18 protein-coding genes are annotated in these 18,892 nt (G+C 68.7%); 4 read left to right on the top strand and 14 right to left on the bottom strand.

The features are described from left to right. Genes iolD through ABZ345_RS04100 form a run of 9 tightly spaced genes read right to left on the bottom strand, consistent with a single transcriptional unit; the run spans position 1 to position 9,256 of the window. Positions 1–1,854 carry a 3D-(3,5/4)-trihydroxycyclohexane-1,2-dione acylhydrolase (decyclizing) gene (gene iolD / locus ABZ345_RS04140; protein ID WP_359842728.1) on the bottom strand — a complete coding sequence of 618 codons (1,854 nt, stop codon included), beginning with the start codon at positions 1,852–1,854 and terminating at the stop codon, positions 1–3. Further along, a complete protein-coding gene (gene iolB / locus ABZ345_RS04135; RefSeq protein ID WP_359842726.1) occupies positions 1,851–2,738 on the bottom strand; it encodes a 5-deoxy-glucuronate isomerase in 888 nt (295 codons plus the stop codon). The genes iolD and iolB overlap by 4 nt, the downstream gene beginning before the upstream one ends. Continuing rightward, positions 2,735–3,640 (bottom strand): aldolase, encoded by a 906-nt coding sequence (locus ABZ345_RS04130; RefSeq protein WP_359842724.1) that lies wholly within the window; start codon positions 3,638–3,640, stop codon positions 2,735–2,737. Before ABZ345_RS04130 ends, iolB begins: the two co-directional genes overlap by 4 nt. Further along, positions 3,637–4,569 carry a 5-dehydro-2-deoxygluconokinase gene (gene iolC / locus ABZ345_RS04125; protein ID WP_359842722.1) on the bottom strand — a complete coding sequence of 311 codons (933 nt, stop codon included), beginning with the start codon at positions 4,567–4,569 and terminating at the stop codon, positions 3,637–3,639. The genes ABZ345_RS04130 and iolC overlap by 4 nt, the downstream gene beginning before the upstream one ends. Continuing rightward, on the bottom strand, positions 4,566–5,336 hold the full coding sequence (locus ABZ345_RS04120; RefSeq protein ID WP_359842720.1) for an ATP-binding cassette domain-containing protein: 771 nt from the start codon (positions 5,334–5,336) through the stop codon (positions 4,566–4,568). The genes iolC and ABZ345_RS04120 overlap by 4 nt, the downstream gene beginning before the upstream one ends. Then, positions 5,333–6,382: an ABC transporter permease gene (locus ABZ345_RS04115; protein ID WP_359842718.1), complete on the bottom strand. Its 1,050-nt coding sequence runs from the start codon at positions 6,380–6,382 to the stop codon at positions 5,333–5,335. Before ABZ345_RS04115 ends, ABZ345_RS04120 begins: the two co-directional genes overlap by 4 nt. A gap of 17 nt (positions 6,383–6,399) precedes the next feature. Then, positions 6,400–7,383: a sugar ABC transporter substrate-binding protein gene (locus ABZ345_RS04110; protein ID WP_359842716.1), complete on the bottom strand. Its 984-nt coding sequence runs from the start codon at positions 7,381–7,383 to the stop codon at positions 6,400–6,402. 14 nt (positions 7,384–7,397) lie between these two features. Next, positions 7,398–8,258, bottom strand: a complete 861-nt coding sequence (locus tag ABZ345_RS04105; RefSeq protein WP_359842714.1) for a TIM barrel protein — start codon at positions 8,256–8,258, stop codon at positions 7,398–7,400. Between the two features lie 2 nt (positions 8,259–8,260). Beyond that, positions 8,261–9,256, bottom strand: a complete 996-nt coding sequence (locus tag ABZ345_RS04100) for a Gfo/Idh/MocA family oxidoreductase (protein WP_359842712.1) — start codon at positions 9,254–9,256, stop codon at positions 8,261–8,263. A gap of 109 nt (positions 9,257–9,365) precedes the next feature. Here ABZ345_RS04100 and ABZ345_RS04095 point away from each other — a divergent pair, with 109 nt between their 5' ends. Both ABZ345_RS04095 and ABZ345_RS04090 read left to right on the top strand, forming a co-directional pair. Next, entirely contained in the window at positions 9,366–10,367 is a 1,002-nt protein-coding gene (locus ABZ345_RS04095; RefSeq protein WP_359842710.1) for a LacI family DNA-binding transcriptional regulator, read from the top strand. Then, positions 10,364–11,857: a CoA-acylating methylmalonate-semialdehyde dehydrogenase gene (locus ABZ345_RS04090; RefSeq protein ID WP_359842708.1), complete on the top strand. Its 1,494-nt coding sequence runs from the start codon at positions 10,364–10,366 to the stop codon at positions 11,855–11,857. Before ABZ345_RS04095 ends, ABZ345_RS04090 begins: the two co-directional genes overlap by 4 nt. Before the next feature lie 77 nt (positions 11,858–11,934). Here ABZ345_RS04090 and ABZ345_RS04085 read toward each other — a convergent pair whose 3' ends face one another. From ABZ345_RS04085 to ABZ345_RS04075, 3 genes are read right to left on the bottom strand one after another with little or no spacing between them, the layout of a single operon-like run. Beyond that, positions 11,935–13,398, bottom strand: a complete 1,464-nt coding sequence (locus ABZ345_RS04085; protein WP_359843124.1) for a tripartite tricarboxylate transporter permease — start codon at positions 13,396–13,398, stop codon at positions 11,935–11,937. 54 nt (positions 13,399–13,452) lie between these two features. After that, on the bottom strand, positions 13,453–13,971 hold the full coding sequence (locus tag ABZ345_RS04080) for a tripartite tricarboxylate transporter TctB family protein (protein ID WP_359842706.1): 519 nt from the start codon (positions 13,969–13,971) through the stop codon (positions 13,453–13,455). Beyond that, positions 13,968–14,936 carry a tripartite tricarboxylate transporter substrate binding protein gene (locus ABZ345_RS04075; RefSeq protein WP_359843122.1) on the bottom strand — a complete coding sequence of 323 codons (969 nt, stop codon included), beginning with the start codon at positions 14,934–14,936 and terminating at the stop codon, positions 13,968–13,970. The genes ABZ345_RS04080 and ABZ345_RS04075 overlap by 4 nt, the downstream gene beginning before the upstream one ends. A gap of 130 nt (positions 14,937–15,066) precedes the next feature. On the opposite strand from ABZ345_RS04075, the gene ABZ345_RS04070 reads away from it, so the two are divergent. Next, on the top strand, positions 15,067–16,602 hold the full coding sequence (locus tag ABZ345_RS04070) for an ATP-binding protein (protein WP_359842705.1): 1,536 nt from the start codon (positions 15,067–15,069) through the stop codon (positions 16,600–16,602). Continuing rightward, positions 16,599–17,270 (top strand): response regulator, encoded by a 672-nt coding sequence (locus ABZ345_RS04065; protein WP_359842703.1) that lies wholly within the window; start codon positions 16,599–16,601, stop codon positions 17,268–17,270. The genes ABZ345_RS04070 and ABZ345_RS04065 overlap by 4 nt, the downstream gene beginning before the upstream one ends. Here the strand turns inward: ABZ345_RS04065 and arfB are convergent. Then, positions 17,253–17,681: an alternative ribosome rescue aminoacyl-tRNA hydrolase ArfB gene (arfB, locus tag ABZ345_RS04060; RefSeq protein ID WP_359842701.1), complete on the bottom strand. Its 429-nt coding sequence runs from the start codon at positions 17,679–17,681 to the stop codon at positions 17,253–17,255. The two genes, ABZ345_RS04065 and arfB, sit on opposite strands and share 18 nt — an antisense overlap. Before the next feature lie 10 nt (positions 17,682–17,691). Next, a complete protein-coding gene (locus tag ABZ345_RS04055; protein ID WP_359842699.1) occupies positions 17,692–18,849 on the bottom strand; it encodes a SigE family RNA polymerase sigma factor in 1,158 nt (385 codons plus the stop codon). Between the last annotated feature and the right edge of the window lie 43 nt (positions 18,850–18,892).

Genomic DNA, 18,892 nt, shown 5'->3' with positions numbered 1-18,892 from the left:
TCAGGTCAGATAGCGGACCTGCTTGGCCTTGCCCTCGAGAACTTCCTCGCGGGCTTGAGCGATCTCCGCGCGGTGGGACGTCTCCGGCACGCCGACCTCCCACCACGCGCCTGCCTCGGTCCACGACGACGGGTGCGTGCGGATCACGACGACAGCCGGGCGTTTCTCGCTGACCGCCACCTCGCGGGCCTTGCGGTAGGCGCCTTCGAGGTCGCCCAGGGAGTCGACGGGGAACACCGCGCAGCCCATCGCCGCCGCGTGGGCCGCGAAGTCCGTGCGTGGCGGCTCGGCGTGGCTCGAGGTGCAGTCGGCGTAGAGGTTGTTGTAGCCCGCGCCGCCCTGGCCCGTCTGGAGGCGGTGGATCACCGCGTAGCCGTCGTTGTCGCAGACGACCGCCACGAAGCCGTGGCCCGCGAAGGACGCGGAGAACAGCTCGGAGTTCAGCATCAGGTACGAGCCGTCGCCCAGCAGGGTGGTGACGACGCCCTCGGTGTGGGCGATGGCGGCGCCCCAGGCTCCGGCCAGTTCGTAGCCCATGCAGGAGAAGCCGTACTCGACGTCCATTGTGGACTCGCCTACCGCGCGCCAGCCGCCGATCAGCTCGCCGGGCAGGCCACCGGATGCCGTCATCACGTAGTCGCGGGGTCCGCTGACGTCGTTCACCACGCCGACGACCTGGGCGTAGGTCGGCAGGCCCTCGGAAGGCCGGCGCAGTGAGGTGATGTGGGCGTCCCACTTGCCGCGTTCGGTCATGGCTCGGCGGCCCCAGTCCGGTGAGGCCTGCCACGAGCCGAGGACGTCGGTGAGTTCGCGCAGTCCTTCGTCCGCGTCGCCGACCAGGGCGAACGAGCCGTGCTTCACCGCGTCGAAGCGAGCCGCGTTCAGGGACACCAGGTGGACGTCCGGGGAGAAGACCGTCCAGGACGCCGTGGTGAAGTCCTGCAGGCGGGTGCCCACGGCGATCACCAGGTCCGCCTCGCCTGCAAGGACGTTCGCCGAGGTGGAACCCGTGATGCCCAGCGGACCGGCGTGCAGCGGGTGGTCGTGCGGGACGAGAGTGCGGCCCGCCGTGGTCTCGGTGATCGGGATGCCGTGCTGTTCAGCGAACCTCAGGGCGCGGCCCGCGGCACCCGAATAGCGGACACCACCTCCGAGCACGAGCAGCGGACGAGAAGCCGAACGGATCGCGCGAGCGGCCTCGGCCAGAGCCCGCAGGTCGGGCCGCAGGCGGAGCGGGCGGTGGACGACCGGGGTGAACAACGCGTCGGGGAAGTCGTAGGACTCCGCTTGGACGTCCTGCGGCAGAGCCAACGTCACCGGGCCGCAGTCGGCCGGGTCGGTCAGCACTCGCGCGACCTGAGGCAACGTGGAAAGCAGCTGCTCGGGGCGGGTGATGCGGTCGAAGTAACGGCTGACCGCGCGGAAGGCGTCGTTGACGGTCGCGGTCGGGTCGTGGAAGTGCTCGACCTGCTGCAGCACGGGATCCGGGGCACGGCCGGTGAAGGTGTCGCCGGGCAGGAGCAGGAGAGGCAGCCGGTTGGCGTGGGCCACGCCGGCCGCGGTGATCATGTTCAGGGCGCCGGGGCCGATGGACGACGTGGCGACGCCGACCTGGCGGCGGTGGGTGGCCTTGCCGATGCCGACCGCGGCGAGCGCCATGCCCTGCTCGTTGTGGCCGCGCCAGACCGGCATGCGGTCGCGGACCTCTTCCAGGGCGTTGCCGAGGCCGAGCACGTTGCCGTGGCCGAAGATCCCGAACACGCCGGGGAACAGCGGCGCCTGCGAGCCGTCGAGCAGTTCGGTGCGCTGGGCCAGCATCCAGCGGACCAGTGCCTGCGCAGTAGTGAGCTTCACTTGACCCGCCCCTCCGCGGTGGTGACCGGACAGCGCGGGTCGAGTTCCTGATCAGACCAGCTGTCGCGGACCCAGGTGTGCGCCGGGTCGTCGCAGAACGCCATGGAACGTTCGTCGCCCGGCCCGGCCAGGACGTTGAGGTAGTACATGGGGTAACCCGGCGCCGCGACGCACGGACCGTGGTAGCCGCGCGGGATCAGGAACACGTCACCGTCGCGCACGGTCACGTCCTCGTCGATCGTGCCGTCGTCGGTGTACGTGCGGTGGAAACCGAAGCCGGTGCGGGAAGGCGTGACCTGATCCCGATCGGCGATCCGGAAGTAGTAGATCTCCTCGTTCTCGACCTCGCACGGCTGCGAGGAGTCGTGCTTGTGCGGCGGGTACGAGGACCAGTTGCCGTCCGGGGTGATCAGCTCGCACGCGTTGAGCTTGTCCGCGTGGTCCCACACGCCAGGAGTGCCGAAGTTGGTGACCTGGCGGGTCGCGTTGCCGGAGCCGCGCACCTCGACCGGAACCCCGTCCGCGGGGCCGTACTTCGGAGTCAGGCGCTTTTCGCAACGAGCCATCGGCAGAGCGACCTCGCATCCGTCCTCGGACGACAGCACGACCGAGGCGTCCCTTGGCACGTAAGCGAAGTCCGTGACGCGGGTGAACACCGACTCACGGCCCTGCAGCTCGTACCGCTCGTCGTCGACCTCGACCGTCAACGACCCGGACAGCGGCAGCACGAACGCCTCGAACTCGCCGGTCTCGAGCGTGTGCACCCAACCGGCCTCGATCCGCAGCACGCGCAGTCCCGTGTAGATCCAGCCCGCGTCCTCCGGCATCAGGTGGACGGTCTCGGCGGAGGTCGACAGCGTCCCGTGTGGACGGTGCAGGGTCATACCGTGACTCCCTTGGCGGTGCGCAGGATTTCGGCGGCGGCGGCAACGGCGGCGGCGACATCGCCGTCCGGCGGGTAGAGCAACGCACGACCGACCACCAGGCCGCGCACGGTCGGGTGGCGCAGCGAACGGCCCCACGACGCGAGGTCGTCCTCTGGATTCGCGGACGGCACACCGCCGAGCACCAGCGCGGGCAACGCGGTGGTGTCCAGCACGATCTCCGGCTCGTCCGGTGCGGGCAGCTTCAGCCAGGTGTAGGCAGACGTCGCGCCCAGACCGGCGGCAACGGCCGAGGCACGTGACAGGGCCGCGGAGTCCTTCTGCAGCACCAGCTTGTCGTTGTGATCACGCTTGTACGGCAACGGTTCGACCATCGCCATCAGGCCGTGCTCGGCGAGTTCGGTGACGGCTCGCGCGCAGCCTTCCAAGGTCGGGATCGTGCCGGGGTCCGAGTCGACCAGGCGCAGCAGCATCTTGCCGCCGTCCAGCCCGAACGTCGCGATCGACGCCGCGTCGTAGGCGGTGAACCTGTCGTCGATCTCCCAGTCCGCGCCGGCCAGGCCGCCGCGGTTCATCGAGCCGATGACGACGCGTTCGTTCAGGCCGTCCAGCAGCAGCAGGTCCTCGATCACGTCCGGCGTGCCGAGCACACCGTCGACCGCGGGGTTCGCCAGCGCCGTCAGCAACCTGTCGAGCAACGAGCGCCGATCCGCCATCGCCAGCGGATCGCCGCCGACGCCCAGCGCACCTCGTGCCGGGTGGTCCGCCGCGACCAGGAACAGCGTGGACTTGCCGTTCAGCAACGAGTTGCGCCGCTTGCGAGCCTGGTAGGCCCGCCTGATCGAGCCGGGGTCCTCGGCTCGCCGCCACAGCAGTTCGCGCCACTGTCCGTCAGTGATCACAGCAGGTCCTCGATCTCTTTCTGGTCCGGCATCGCGTCCGCGCAGGCCAGTCGTGACGCCACGATCGCGCCGGCCGCGTTGGCGTGACGGGCGATCTTCACCGGGTCCCAGCCGGACAGCAGGCCGTGCACCACGGAACCGCCGAACGCGTCACCGGCGCCGAGCCCGCACACGACCTCGACCGGCGTCGGCTCGACCGTCCAACGACCTTCCGGCGTGGCCACGAGCACGCCCTCGGCGCCCTTCTTGACCAGCGCCAACGAGATTCCGTGCGCCAGCAGCCGGTCGGCGGCCTCGTCAGGATCACCAGTTCCAACAGCGATCTCGCACTCGGTCCGGTTGCCCACGGCGACCGTCACGTGATCGAGCATCCAGCTGATCTCGGCCCGCGCTGTCTTCACGTCCGGCCAGAACATCGGCCGGTAGTCCAGGTCCAGCACCGTGTGCCCGTGCCGGGCCCGGCTCGCCAGCATCATCCGCTGCGACCCGCGGGCGGGCTCGGCGGAAACGCCCGTTCCCGTGACCCACAACAGCGGGACGTCACGGACGACGTCCCACGGCACGTCCTCCTCGCCCAGCGTCAGGTCCGGTGCGATCGGCAACCGGTAGAACAGCAGCGGCGGGTCCGCGGGCGGGTTGAGCTCGCAGAACACCACCGGGGTCAGCAGATCGGGCGAGGTGCCGACGTGCTCCGACGACACCCCGAAACCTTCGAGTGCCTGCCGCACATAGGTTCCGAACCCGTCCGGCCCGACCTTCGTCAGCACACCCGCGCGACGGCCGAGCCGCGCGGCGGCGACCGCGACGTTGGTCGCGGTCCCGCCGAGCGACTTGGCGAACGTGCTGACCTCGGCCAGCGGCACCCCCGACTGCTCGGGGTAGAGGTCGACACCGACCCGGCCGACCGTCAGCACTTCCAGCGACGTCACGCCTCGACACCTCGCAGCTCGTGCTCCAGCGCTTCCAGCTCGGCACCGCCGGCCATCTGCCGCGTCAGCTCGTTGATGTCGATCTCGTTCTTCTCGTAGCTGCCCAGCGCACGGCCGCGCTTGAGCAGCAGGAACCGGTTGCCGACCGGGAAGGCGTGGTGCGGGTTGTGCGTGATCAGCACGACGCCGAGGCCGCGATCACGCGCCTGGGCCACGTACTTCAGCACCACACCGGCCTGCTTCACGCCGAGAGCGGCGGTCGGTTCGTCCAGGATCAGCACCTTGGCGCCGAAGTGCACCGCACGGGCGATGGCGACGCACTGCCGTTCGCCACCCGACAACGTGCCGACCGGCTGCTCCACGTCCCGCAGGTCGATGCCCATGTCGGACAACGCCTTCTTGGTGATCTCGCGGCCCTTCTTCCGATCCAGGAAGCCGAACTTCGTGGTCGGTTCCGAACCCAGGAAGAAGTTGCGCCACACCGACATCAGCGGCACGACCGCGAGGTCCTGGTACACGGTCGCGATGCCGTGGTCCAGAGCCTCGCGCGGCGACGAGAACTTGATCTCGTTGCCCTCGACCTTGAACGAGCCCTGGTCGTGCTGGTGCACACCGGCCAGGATCTTGATCAGCGTCGACTTGCCGGCACCGTTGTCGCCGAGCACGCAGGTGACCTCACCGGCGTTGACCACGGTGGACACGTCGCTCAGTGCGATGACGCTGCCGTAGGTCTTGCCGATGCTCTCGGTCTCGATGAGTGCGGTCATCGCTTCACCCTTTCCGCCCGACGGCGAAGCATGTTGTTCACCAGCACGGCCGCCAGCAGCATCACACCGAGGAACAGCTGGAACCAGTCGCTGTTCCAGCCGGCGTAGACGATGCCCTGCCGCGCCATGCCGAAGATCAGCGCGCCGATCGCCGCGCCCACCGCGGAACCGAAGCCACCGGTCAGCAGGCAGCCGCCGATCACCGCCGCGATGATGTACTGGAACTCCAGGCCGATGCCCTGGTTCGCCTGCACGCTCGCGTACCGCAGGATGTTGATCGAGCCGACGAGCCACGCGGCGAACGCCGTGGTCATGAACAGCAGGATCTTCGACCGCATGACCGGCACACCGACCGCGCGGGAGCTCAGTGCGGCACCACCGATCGCGAAGATCCAGTTGCCGAACTTGGTGCGCATCAACACGGTCGACGCGATGACCGTGAACAGCAGCCACCAGATGATCGACACGTAGAAGCTGGTGCCGCCGATCTGGAACGTCGACGCGAACAGGAACCCGGCCGACTCGTACCCGACCGTGTCGCGCATGCCCGACACCTGCACGCTGCCGGTGACGAGGCGGGTGACGCCGAGGTTGAGACCCTGCAACGCGAGGAAGCTGCCCAGCGTCACGATGAAGCTCGGCAAGCCCGTGCGCATCACGAGCCAGCCGTTCAACGCGCCCACCGACAACGCGAAAGCGAGCGACACCAACAGGGACAGCCAGACGTTGAGGCCCAGCTGGGTGGAGAGGATGGCCGTGACGAGCGCCGTGGACGCGGTCATGACACCGGCGGACAGGTCGAACTCGCCACCGATCATGAGCAGCGCCACGGCGACCGCCATGATGCCGAGCATCGAGGCGTCGTCCAGCCAGGTGGCCGCACCACCGACGCTCAGGAACTGCTCGGTGACCACGGAGAAGAACAGGAACACGAGCAGTGCGCCGAGCATGGCGCCGATCTCAGGGCGCTTGATCAGCTGATCCATCGCCCTGGGCTTGCTCAGCCGTTCGTCGGCAGCCGGTGGCGCCTTGGCCGTCACGGTCATCTCTCCGCTCACTCCTCTCAGCGCTTGCCGGCCTTGGCGTACTCCGCGACCTTGTCCACATTGGACTTGTCGACGAAGCCGGGACCGGTCAGGACGGGCTTGCCACCGCCGAGGGTGTTGGCGTTCTCCTTGAAGAGCTTCAGCATCACGATCGGCAGGTAGCCCTGCTCGTACTGCTGCTGGTCGACGGCGAACAGCACGTCACCGGCCTTGATCGAGCTGACCACGTCCGCGTTCAGGTCGAACGTCGCGACCTGCGCCTTCGAGCTCGCACCCTTGATGGCCGACGCCGCGTTCACGGCGACCTGCGGGTTCAGCGCGAGCACACCGTCGATGGCGGTGTCGGACTGCAGCTTGGCCTTGATGCGGGCCTCGATGTCGGTCGGGTTGGAGATGTCGACCTGGAGGTTCTCCACCGTGCCGCCGAAACCGGTGCGGGCGCCGTCGCAGCGCTGGTTGAGGCCCGTGTTACCGGCCTCGTGGATCACGCACAGCAGCTTGGTCTTGCCCGCGGCCTTGAGCTTCTTGCCGGCTTCCTCACCGGCGATCGACTCCTCCTGGCCGACGTGCGCCATGGCACCGAACTCCACGCTCTTCGCGCTGCCGGAGTTGATCGTGATGACCGGGATGCCGGCCTTCACCGCGTTCTCGATGGACGTCTTGAGCGCGTCCGGGTTCGCCATCGACACCACGATGCCGCCGACCTTCTGCGACACGGCGTTGTCGATCAGCTTCGCCTGGGCGCCGGGGTCGCCGTCGGAGTTGTACGTGACGCCGACGCCGAGCTGCTTGCCCGCGTCCTCCGCGCCGACCTTCACCACGCTCCAGAACGCGTCGCCCGCGGTGCCGTGCGTGATGACGGCGACCTTGAGATCACCCGCCGCCGGCGCGCTGTTGTTCTGCGTGGTCTGGGAGTTCGTTCCCGTGGGACCGCTGCACGCGGCCAGTAGAGCAACACCGGCGAGGGCAACGCCCGCACGGATGACCAAGCGAGACTTCATCGTCTCCAGTCCCTTCAGAGGATCTTGCTGAGGTGCGCGAGGCTGCGCCCGGTGTCCTTCAGTGGCTTGTCCACTGGACTTCCGTCCTTGAGCTGGGTGTCCTGCTCGAGCACGAACCAACCGGTGTAGCCCGCCTCTTGAACGAGCTTCACCAGCGCTTCCACGTCCACGTCGCCGTCCCCGAGCGGCACGTAGATGCCCTGTTCCACGGCATCGGTGTAACTGAGCTCGCCGCTGCGCACCTTCGCCGCGATCTCGTCACGCACGTCCTTGAGGTGCACGTGACCGATGCGGTCCGGGTAGCGGCGCGCCAGCTCGACCGGGTCCGTGCCACCGATGAGGAGGTGGCCGGTGTCCAGGCAGAGCTGGAGATCGGAGTCCGCGAGGAACCTGTCGACCTCCGCCTCCCGCTCGACGTGGGTGCCCACGTGCGGGTGCAGCACGGTCGCGAGCCCGTGCTTTGCGGCGATCTCACGGATCTTCGCGCAGGTGTCGACGAGGGTGTTCCACTCGTCGTCGGTCAGCTGGGGCGTCTCGTCGTAGCCGTCGAGGCCCGTCGCGGCCGCCAGCACGAGAACTTCCGCGCCACCGGCCTTGAGGATCGCGGCCACGCGGTCGGCTTCGTCCAGAGTGGACTGGACGTTCGTGTGCAGCGGGACGGCGAGGAAACCGCCGACGAGGGTGAGCTCGTGCCCCGCCAGCAACGTCTTGAGCGCCTCGGGGTCGGCGGGCAGGTAGTCGGGCGGGCCGAGTTCAGTGGCGGTGAGGCCGAGCTGATGCATTTCGGCGAGGACCGTGTCCGACGGGAGCACGTTGCCCCAGCCCGGGACCTCGCAGACACCCCAGGAGATCGGTGCCCCAGCGATCTTCGCCATGCCTAGTTCCCCTCGATCTTCACCGGTGCGCCGGTGCGGCGCGACTGCTCACACGCTTCAGCCAGGCGGAGGCTGATCAAACTCTCCCGCGCGGGCGACGGGTTCGCGACTTCGCCCTTGATGACCTGCGTGAACAGGTTCATCTCGTTGACGTACGCGCGGTGGAAGCGCTCCGGGAAGCCGGGGTAGGCGTCCGGTCCGGCCACGTGGCCGCCGGGCTCCAGCGAGTTCAGCGGGGTGCGCGGGTCGACGCCCGCGACCAGGGAGTCCTTGCTGCCCAGGACCTCGATGCGGTGGTCGTAGCCGATCGGGTCGTGCCGGCCGCCAGCCAGCGTGGCGTGCGCGCCGCCCGCGAACTTCAGCATCACCACGGCGTTGTCCACGTCGTCCGCCTCCGCAAACGCTTGGTGCACCAGGACGGAGCCGCTCGCGTAGACCTCGACAACGGGCTCGCCGACCAGCCACGGCACGCAGTCCAGGTCGTGGATGAGCAGGTCGCGGAAGATGCCGCCGGACGCGGGCAGGTAGGAGAAGTCCGGAGGGTTCGCGTCGTTGCCGACGGCCCTGACCAGGTAGATGTCGCCGACCTCGCCCGCGCGGATCCGGCGGTGGAGCTCGTAGATGGCCGGGTCGAAGCGGCGCTGGAAGCCCACCAGCACCTCGACACCGGACTTCTCGACGTCCTCGATCAGCGCGGACATCTCCTCGACGTCGCTCGCGATCGGCTTCTCGCACAGCGTCGGAACACCTCGCGCGATGGCCGAGCGCAGCATGTCCGGGTGGGTGTTCGTCGGGGTGGCGAGCAAGACCCCGTCGACGCTGTCCAGGAGTCCGATCAGGTCGTCGACAGCGGTTGTTCCCTCGATCTCAGCCGACGCCTGCGCGGCACGACCGGGCACCGGGTCGAAGAGAAGCACCTCGTCGACTCGATCCAGCGCGGCGAGGTTGGTCGCGTGCATGGTGCCGATCCTGCCGACACCCGCTACTCCGATCCGCATCGCAGGTTTCCCCTGTTCATGGACGAGATGTGTTAGAGCGCTCTATTGGTTGGAGCGCTCTAATGCTGTAACTTCGGCCACAGGGTGTCAAGAGGGGAGGTGGTTCCAGGTGGTCAGACCGACGATGGAAGACGTCGCTCTGCGGGCGGGCGTGTCCCGCGCTCTGGTGTCACTGGTGATGCGCAACTCACCCAAGGTGAGCGAGGCGCGACGCACCGCTGTGCTGAAGGCCGCGGAGGAGCTGGGGTACTCGCCGCACGCGATGGCGCGGTCGCTGGCCTCGCGCACGTCGACCGTGCTCGGCGTGATGGTGTCCGACCTGCACAACGCGTTCTTCGCGGAGGTCGTGGACGGCATCGACGAGGTCGCACGCGAGCAGGGCTTCGACATCATCATCAACACCGGTGGCCGCTCGCCCGCCCGTGAGCGCCGCGCGGTGGAGTCGCTGCTCTCCTTCCGCCCCGCCGGGCTGATCCTGCTGTCGCCCGTGGTGCCCGCCACCGCGATCGGCAAGGCCGCCGAGCAACTTCCGGTGGTGCTGGTCGCGCGATCGTCTCGGGTGTCCACTGTGGATACCGTGAACGACGACGGTGAGCAGGGCGCGCGACTCGCGATCGACCACCTGGTCTCGTTGGGGCACAAGCGCATCGCCCATTTAGATGGCGGTGAAGGAACTCAGGCCGGGCCTCGTCGGCGTGGCTACGTCACCGCCATGGAAGCGCACGGGCTCGCGCCGCAGATCGTTTCCTCCGAGTACACCGATGTTGCCGGGGCCCGGGCGATCCGGTCGTTGATCACTGATGACGCTCTGCCCACAGCCATCCTGTCCTGCAACGACTTCAACGCTGTCGGTGCGATCTCGGCTCTCGAGGATGCCGGGCTGCGCGTGCCGCAGGACGTTTCCGTTGTGGGGTATGACAACACTTCGCTGGCGGCTCTTCGCCACGTTTCGCTGACCACGATCGACCAGCCGCGTGCCGAGTTCGGCCGACTGGCTGCTGAGGCGCTCCTGCAGCGGGTTCGTGAAGAACGCACCGAACCCGTGCGCCATCTCCTCAATCCCTCTCTCGTAGTCCGCAACACCACCGCTCCACCAGGAGGCTTGCGTTGAGCACCATCCCCCACTGGATCGACGGCGCCCGCACCACGGGGGTGTCGTCCCGCACGTCCGACGTCTTCAACCCAGCGACCGGTGAGGTCGCGGCCCAGGTCGTGCTGGCCGAGCAGGCCGACGTCGACCTCGCGGTCTCCTCATCGCTGAAGGCCGCGCAGTCCTGGTCCGAGTCGTCGCTGTCCACGCGGTCGCGGATCCTGTTCGCCTACCGCCACCTCCTGCACTCTCATCGCGACGAGCTGGCCGCGATCATCACGTCCGAGCACGGCAAGGTCCTGTCGGACGCGGCCGGCGAGGTGCAGCGCGGCCTGGAGGTCGTCGAGTTCGCGTGCGGCATCCCGCAACTGCTGAAGGGCGAGCACTCCGAGCAGGTCTCGCGCGGTGTCGACGCGTACTCGTTCCGCCAGCCACTGGGCGTCGTCGCGGGCATCACGCCGTTCAACTTCCCCGTGATGGTGCCGATGTGGATGTTCCCCATCGCCATCGCTTGCGGGAACACCTTCGTTCTCAAGCCTTCCGAGCGCGATCCGTCCGCGTCCGTGCGCCTGGCCGAGCTGTTCCAGGAAGCCGGGCTGCCCGACGGCGTGCTGAACGTGCTGCAGGGCGATGCCTTCGCGGTCAACGCACTGCTCGACCACCCGGACGTGTCCGCGGCGTCGTTCGTCGGCTCGACGCCGATCGCGCGGCACGTCTACTCGCGCGGCACGGCGGCAGGCAAGCGCGTGCAGGCGTTGGGCGGCGCGAAGAACCACATGGTCGTGCTGCCGGACGCCGACCTCGACGTGGCCGCCGACGCCGCTGTCTCCGCAGGCTACGGCTCCGCCGGTGAGCGCTGCATGGCCATCTCGGTGGTCGTCGCCGTGGGTGAAACCGGTGACGCGCTCGTCGAGAAGATCGCCTCGCGGACCCGTGACCTGCACCCGTCGGTGTTGCCCGGCACCGACCCCGACGCGCAGATGGGGCCTTTGGTCACCGGAGTGCACCGGGACAAAGTCAAGTCCTATGTGGACGCTGGCGAGGTGGCCGGCGCGTCACTGGTGGTCGACGGGCGTGGTTACGCGCCCGAGGGCCACGCGGACGGTTTCTGGCTCGCGCCCACGCTTTTCGACCACGTCACGCGCGACATGACGATCTACACCGACGAGATCTTCGGCCCGGTGCTGTCGGTCGTGCGCGCCGACACGTTCGAGGACGCGGTGGAACTGGTCAACGCCAACCAGTACGGCAACGGCACGGCCATCTACACCGGTGACGGCCTGGCCGCACGCGAGTACCAGCGGCGCGTGCACGTCGGCATGGTCGGCATCAACGTGCCGATCCCCGTGCCGATGGCCTACTACTCGTTCGGTGGCTGGAAGGACTCGCTGTTCGGCGACACGCACGTGCACGGCGCCGAGGGCGTGAAGTTCTACACGCGTGCCAAGGCGATCACGGCGCGGTGGCCGCAGCAGCACGGCGTGAACCTGGGCTTCCCGACGCACGGCTGAGCCCGGCGAAAAAGCCCCCGCCGGGAGAGCGGGGGCTTTTCCACAACGCGATCAGGCCCAGAAATCAGGCCCAGAAATCAGGCATCGACCTTCTCGCGTTCGACCGCCGGAGCCGAAGGAGGCGTCGGCTTCGGCAGGAACTTCCTGATGAGCGGGAAGAACACGATCACCAGGATGACCACGTAGACCACGATGGCCATCGGGCTGTTGACCAGGCCGGTCAGCGACCCGTCGGAGAGCTGCAGCGAGCGGCGCATCTGCTGTTCCGCGGCCGGGCCGAGGATCACACCGATGATTGCGGGCAGCACCGGCAGGCCGTAGCGGCGCATGCCGAAGCCCAGCAGGCCGATCACGAACATCAGCAGCAGGTCGAAGATGTCCGCGTTCACCGCGTAGGCGCCGACCGAGGCGAAGAACAGGATGCCCGCGTAGAGGTACGGCCGCGGAATCTTCAGCAGTTTCGCCCACAACGGCGCGAGCGGCAGGTTCAGCACCAGCAGCAGCGTCAGTCCGATGAACAACGACGCGATCAGCGCCCACACCAGGCCGGCTTCGCGCTGGAACAGCAACGGGCCGGGCTGGATGCCGTAGGTCTGGAACGCCGCGAGCATCACGGCCGCGGTCGCCGTCGTCGGCAGACCCAGGGTCAGCATCGTGACCAGGGTGCCTGCGGCGGAAGCGGAAGCCGTCGACTCCGGGCCCGCGACACCCTCGATGGCGCCGTGGCCGAACTCGTCCTTGTGCTTGGAGAGCCGCTTCTCCGTCACGTAGGACAGGAAGGTCGGGATCTCCGCGCCACCGGCCGGGATCGCGCCGAACGGGAACCCGATCACCGGGCCGCGCAGCCACGGCTTCCAGGTGCGCTTCAGATCCGACCGGGACAGCCACGGACGGCCGACGGGGATCGGCGTGAACGGCTTGCGGCGCAGGTGGGCGGCTACCCACAGGGCCTCGCCGACCGCGAACAACGCCACCGCGACGACGATCACGTCGATGCCGTCGGCCAGGTGCAGCGAGCCGAACGTGAGGCGCTGCTGGCCGGTCATCTCGTCGAGGCCGACCAGGCCCAGCGTCAGGCCGATGAGCAACGACGCCACGCCGCGGATCCGGGAGGCACCCAGCACCGAGGTCACCGCGATGAACGCCAGCACCATGATCGCGAACAGGTCCGGCGCGCCGATGTCGACGGCGTGCTCGGCCACGAACGGCGCCAGCAGGACGATCAGGATCGTGCCGATGATGCCGCCGGTGAAGTGGCCGATGGCGGCGGCGGCAAGCGCTTGCGCACCACGTCCCTTGCGGGCCATGGGATTGCCCTCGAACGCGGTGACGACCGCCGCGCTCTCGCCCGGTGTGTTCAGCAGGATCGACGTCGTCGAGCCACCGAACATGCCGCCGTAGTAGATGCCCGCGAACATGATGAACGCGCCGGTCGGCTCCATGCCGTAGGTGACGGGCAGCAGCAGCGCCACCGCCATCGCCGGACCGATGCCCGGCAGGACGCCGATCGCAGTGCCGAGCAGCACGCCGATCGCCGCCATGAGCAGATGTGTCGGCGTCAGCGCGGTCGCGAAGCCGTCGAGCAGTTGTTCCACCTAGAACACCTCCATCAACGGGCCACCGGGGAGAGGGACGCCGAGCAGGTTGTTGAACACCACGAACGTGAGGATCGAGAGGCCGGCCGCGATCAGCGGGTCGCGGACGTAGGCACGGCTGCCGAGTGCGTAGGCCGCGCCCCAGAACAGGATCGCGCCCGAGATCGGGAACCCGACCACGCCGATCAGCGCGGCGTTCGCGAGGAAAGCACCGCACAGCAGCAGAACCGTGCGCCAGTCGGCCGGTTCGGTCAGGTCGACGTCCTCGCCGGCCTCCGCCTCGCCGCGACCGCCGCGCAGCACGTCACGGGCCAGCAGCACGGCGACGACCAGCAGCAGCGAGCCGACCAGGATCGGCACCGCCTTCGGGCCGACGGGACCGCGCTGGGCGAAGTCGGTGGGGATGCGCAGCGCGTCGGTCAGCACCAGTACGCCGAGCACGACCAACAGGGCGCAGATGCCCAGCTCGGAGCGTTCGCGGAGCCAGCCCCTCGGCCCCGTCTTCGTCTCGGTCGTCATGCGAGCCCCAAGTCCTTGAGCACCGTTGCCACCCGCTTGTTCTCGTTTTCCAGGAAGGTCTTGAACTGGTCTCCCGGTGCGAACGCGTCGGTCCAGCCGTTGCGCTGCAAGGCCTCTGCCCACTGCGGGGTCTTCTGCATCCGCTGCAGCAGGTCGACCAGCTTGTCCCTGTCGGTCTGCGTGATGCCGGGAGGAGCCACGATGCCGCGCCAGTTGGAGAACTCGACGTCCACACCGGACTCCTTGAGCGTCGGCGCGTCGATGCCGCTGACGCGCTTCGAGCTCGTCACCGCGAGCACCCGCAACGTGCCGGCCTGGATCTGGTCGCGGTACTCGCCGACACCGGAGACGCCGAACGCGACCTTGCCGCCGAGCACGCTGGCCAGCAGCTCGCCACCACCGTCGAACGGGATGTAGTTGACGCTCTTGGGCGCCAACCCGACGCCCTTGGCCATCAGCATCGGCGCCAGGTGGTCAGGTCCGCCCGGTGCCGAACCGCCGCCGACCGTGACCGTGCCGGGGTTCGCCTTCCACGCGTCCACGAGTTGTTGCAGCGACGTGTACGGCGAGTCCTTCCCGACCACGACGATGTCCGGCTCCTCGATCAGCCTCGCGATCGGGGTGGTGTCGAGCAGCGAGTTCGGCGACTTGTTCGTGTACACCGCGCCCACGACGCCCAGGCCCATCGACATGATCAGCTTGCCGTTCCCGCGCTCGCCGACCGTGCGACCGAGGCCGACCGTGCCACCGGCGCCGGGGAGGTTGAACACCTCGGCGTTGCGCAGCAGGTCAGCGTCCTCCATGGCCTTCGCCGCGGTGCGGGCCGTGATGTCGTACCCGCCGCCGGGCTGGTTCGGCACCAGCACGCGCAACGCCCGCACCTGGCTGGTCTCGCCGCTGTCCGCACCCGGCGTCAGCAGCGGTGGTACCAGCAGGACGGCGAGCAACGCCGTCGCCACCGCCACCCACACCTTCACCGACACTGTGATCCCCGCCTCTCATCCGCGTGGTTCGACATGTTGCTCTGGTGTAAACCTTGATGTCGCTCTTGCGCTTCTAAGGTTTCTTTCGGTCTTTCTGGTCACGGGAGGTCTCATGCGTCGCCGCCGTTCCCTGGCCAGCCAGCTTCTAGTGTGGCAACTCGTAGTCGTCACCTTGCTACTGTGCGCGGTCGGCGCGCTGACGGTCGTCCAGTTGGGCAGCAACTTTCGCTCCAACGAGGAACGCCGGATGCTGTCCGTCGCGGAGAACGTCGCGGCGACCAACGTCGTCCAGACGTCGATGGGCAACTGGCGGATCCTGGCCGCACCCGCCGAGACCGCGCGGAGTCTGTCCGGCGCCTCCTACGTGCTGATCGTCGACGCCCGCCGGATCGTGATCGCGTCGCCGGACCCGGCGCAGATCGGGTCCAAACTGGACACTCCGACGACGGCGCTGGACGGCAAGGCGTGGGTCGGGACGGTGGACGACTCGATCGAGGCCCACGTGCCGGTGTTCGACGAGCAGACGCGCAAGGTCAACGGCATGGTGATCGCCGGCGCGATCGAGCCGGGTCTGTTCGCGGGGGCGCTGAACCAGCCCGTCGACGTGCTGCGGTACCTGGCGATCGCGCTGGTAATCGGCGTCACCGGGTCGTTGCTGCTGGCCCGCCGGGTGAAGAACCAGACGCTCGGGCTGGAACCGCACGAGATCACCGCGCTGGTCGAGAACCGCGAGGCGTTGCTGCACGGCATCAGGGAAGGCGTCGTCGGCCTCGACGGGCAGAACCGGATCACGCTGGTCAACGACCACGCGAGCGACCTGCTGGCGTTGCCGGAGGACGCGGTCGGCCGGTCGGTCGAGGAACTGGAGCTCAACGACCGGCTGCGCGACGTGCTGACCGGGCGCGCGACCGGCGTCGACCAACTGGTGCTGCGGCAGGGTGCCGTGCTCACGGTGAACCGCATGCCGATCGAGGGCGCGGGTGCCGTCGTGACGTTGCGAGATCGCACGGAACTCCTTGCGCTGCAACACGAACTCGACGCTTCGCAGCACGCGACGGACACGTTGCGGGCGCAGGCGCACGAGTTCGCGAACCGGCTGCACACCATCGCCGGGCTGATCTCGTTGAAGGAGTACGACGAGGTCACCAACTACGTTCACCAGATCAGCTCGGCGCAGGACCAGTGGCGGTCCGAGGTCGGCTCGTCGATCGGCGACCCCGCCGTGGCGGCGCTGCTGATCGCCAAGGCGTCGCTCGCGTCCGAACGCGGCACGGCGCTGCGGATGGGCCCGGACAGCGTGCTGGGACGCGTCGACGAGGCGTTGTCCGCGGATCTGGTGATGGTGCTGGGAAATCTCGTCGACAACGCGTTGGATGCACTGAGCTCGCTGAGCACCAACGGAGCCGGCAAGTGGATCGAGGTGGGTGTGATGCAGTTGGACGACGAGGTCCAGGTCGTGGTGCGCGACTCCGGTCCCGGGGTGGCGCCGGAACTCGCGGAAGAGGTGTTCCGGCACGGGTTCACGACCAAGGCGGCATCGCACGGCGAACGCGGCATCGGGCTCGCGCTGATCAGGCGGGCGTGCCTGCGGCGCGGAGGGTCGGTCAGCGTCTCCGGTTCGGTCTTCACGGCAAGGCTGCCCTGGTGATCCGGGTGCTCGTCGTCGACGACGACTTCATGGTGGCCAAGGTGCACAGCGGGTACGTCGCGCGCACCGACGGTTTCGAGGTGGCCGGGGTCGCGCACAACGGCGCGGATGCGTTGCGGCTGGTGGCTTCTCTCAAACCGGACCTGGTGCTGCTCGACGTCTACCTTCCGGACGTCAGCGGCCTCGAGGTGCTGAAGTCGTTGCGCGCCAACGAGGACGTGGACGTCATCGTGATCACGGCCGCGACCGACGTCGAGACCGTGCGCAGTGCGATGCGCGGTGGCGTGCTGCACTACCTGATCAAGCCGTTCGACTACTCGGCACTGCGGGACCAGCTCGCGCACTACGCGTCGTTGCGGGAGAAGCTGCATCGGCTGGACTCGGCCGGGCAGGCGGACGTGGACCAGGTGTTCGGGGCGCGTCCGACCTCGAAACCGTTGCTGCCCAAGGGTTTGACACCGGAGACCGCGCGACTCGTCGAGAACGCGCTGCGGTCGCATCCGGACGGGCTGTCGGCGTCGGAGTGCGCGTCGTCGACCGGCGTCGCCAGGGTGAGCGCACGCCGGTACCTGGAGCACTTCGTGGCTGTCGGCCGGGCCGAGGTCCGGTTGCGGTACGGCGGAACCGGCCGGCCGGAACGGATCTACGCGCTAGTCCCAGGAGCCTGAACGGCCGCGGCCGCGTTTGGTGTCCGCACGGCGCTTCTTCGACGCGATGCGCCGTTCCTGCGAGCCCTTGGTGGGCTTCGTCGGCCGGCGCACGGGAGGTGGCGCGGCGGCGGCACTGCGGAGGATCGCGGCGAGGCGTTCCCGTGCGGCACCGCGGTTCTGCAGCTGCGCGCGGTGCTCGGACGCGGCGATCGTGAGCACGCCGTCGACCAGCCTGCCCTGCAGGCGCTCGAGCATCCGGCGCTTGAGGTGCTCGGGAACCGACGGCGAGGCAGCCAGGTCGAACGAGAGCTCCACGCGGCTGTCCGCCGTGTTCACTCCCTGCCCGCCCGGCCCACCTGACCTGGAAAAACGTTCACGCAACTCGGACGCCGGAATCACCAGCGTCCTCGTCACGGTCACGTCGTTCATGCCTCCAAGGCTAATAGGTCAGCCCCGGCAAAGTCGCGATCTTTATCAGCGCCTCGAGGTCGGGCACCGGCGCCGGCCTGGTCTTCGGGCCGTCCAGTTTCGGCATGCCGACCACGTTGGTGCGGAACTCGCCCACGTTGACGCTGCTGACCTTGACGAAGTTGCCGTCTGGTCGAAGCGCCTCCACCTGGTAGATGTGGACGCCGTCCTGCTTGCCCGCGATGCTGGACCGGATCTTGATGCCGTTGACCTCGCGAAGCTCGCACGGCGCGACCTCGGGCTCATAGCACCAGCCGAGGTCTGCGCCGGCGTTGCCGCGGTGGAGCTCGATCGTCAGCGCACTGGTGCCCTGGGCATCCTTCAGCAACGCCACGGCACGACGGCTGTCTCCGAGGTCGAAGAACTGCAGCGCACCTGCCGGAACTCCCTGGGCGCCCTGCGCGGTGACTCCGGCCGGGATCACGCCGGCCTCGCGCAGGATCGCGGTGAGCTGGTCGTTGCGGCCGACAGCGGAGTTCCCTCCGGAGTCCGCCGAGGTCATCCCCGCCGTGGAGTTCGGCCGCGCCAACGTCAGGTACCCGGCCGCGCCCAGTCCGGCCAGCACCGCGAACACCAGCGCGGACGCGATCGCCGTGCGCCTGCGGGCCAGCCTGGTCTTGCCCTTCCGGATCACGTCGGAGGCGTAGATCCTCGACGCCGGCTCGTCCACCAGCAGGTCGCGCAACGCGGCCAGACCCTTGGACGCCTGACTCTTCACCGTGCCCTCCGTCCTGCCGAGGATGCGGGCGGTCTCGGTGATGCTCAGGTCCTCCCAGTACCGCAGCACGACGACAGCGCGTTGCCCCGGTGGCAACGCGTCCAGCGCCAGCTTGAGGTCGAGGTCGGCCGAGTGGTCGGCCACCGGGCGTTCCGGCACGGCGTCGGTGGTCCGCTCACGCTGGAAGAACCCGCGCCGGCCCTCGTCGATCGCGGCACGTACCAGCACCTTGCGCGCGTAGGCGTCCAGACTGTCCTTGCGCACGCGTGACCAGGCCACGTACAGCTTGGTGAGCGTGGTCTGGACGATGTCCTCGGCGCGGTGCCAGTCACCGCAAAGCAGGAACGCCGTGCGGCGCATGACGAGAGCGCGTGCGTCGACGAACTCCCTGAACTCGCGGTCGCGGTCCAAGTCCCCTCCTCGGTCGTCGCTTTATACGCAGCGACGACCGCGG

The organism is Lentzea sp. NPDC005914, from assembly GCF_040629405.1.
Lineage (GTDB): Bacteria > Actinomycetota > Actinomycetes > Mycobacteriales > Pseudonocardiaceae > Lentzea.
This window is presented reverse-complemented; position numbering and strand designations above follow the sequence as displayed.